The 955-nt window shown below is 58.5% G+C and carries 1 pseudogene; it reads right to left on the reverse strand.

Annotation, left to right across the window (positions count from 1 at the left end):
• A pseudogene (locus OP495_RS18280) lies at positions 1-606 on the reverse strand (oxidoreductase); the annotation flags it as partial.
• Positions 607-955: the final 349 nt, after the last annotated feature.

A 955-nucleotide genomic window follows, 5' to 3' on the forward strand; every position in this document is an offset into this window, starting at 1 on the left:
GTATTCGTCATCGCGCTGGTTGGAAAGCGGCGACAAGAACTCATGCAATAGATAGCCATGCGCCGCGTGCAGTTCGATCAGCTCGAAACCGAGACGCTCGGCGCGCTGGGCTGAGGCGACGAAGTTTGCCTTGAGCTGCTCGATATCAGTAAGACTCATTGCCTGTGGTGGACGCTGCCCGTCCTGATACGCGACGGCGGAAGGCGCCACGGTCTGCCAGCTGCCTTCGTCCAGGCTTAGCTGGGCGCCGCCGTCCCAGGGTGCCTGGCAGGAGGCCTTGCGTCCGGCATGGCCCAACTGGATGCCGAGCGGCATCGGCGAGTGGGCACGAACGGATTCGAGTACACGCGCCATCGCCTGTTCGTTATCGTCTGAGTAAAGCCCCACGTCGCCGGAGGTGATGCGTCCTTCCGGCGCGACGGCAGAGGCTTCGACGATCAACAGCCCTGCTCCTGAGAGGGCGAGATGCCCCAGATGAATCTTGTGCCAGTCGGTCATGCTGCCGTTATCGTCGGCTGAGTATTGGCACATCGGTGAAATGACGATGCGATTGGCTAATTCGAGCTCGCCGAGCGTGAGCGGCGAGAACAGCTTAGGGGATGCCATGAAAACGTTCCTGAAGCGAATGATGGCAAGAATGTAGCTTGCTAATAATTATTTGGCAATGGAAGGCTGGCATAGCACAGATACCTTCGATATTGTATGTAAAGCTTTTGGCGAGTACGCATCCGCAGTGATTCACACGGCTATACATCGATGGTGATGTAACCCATCCAAGGAGTCGGAACTATGCAGGCAAGATATCGATACGCGGCGTTGGCCATGGGGCTGCCGCTGTTGGCGATGGCAAGTCCCAGCCAGGCACAAGACAGCGGTTGGCAGGGGAGTTTGGGCGCGGGAGCGATTTACTCTCCCGACTACCTGGGGAGCGACGATTACGAGACCTCCGCGTGGC

The sequence above is a fragment of the Chromohalobacter sp. 296-RDG genome (genome assembly GCF_029889885.1).
In the GTDB taxonomy this organism is placed as follows: domain Bacteria; phylum Pseudomonadota; class Gammaproteobacteria; order Pseudomonadales; family Halomonadaceae; genus Chromohalobacter.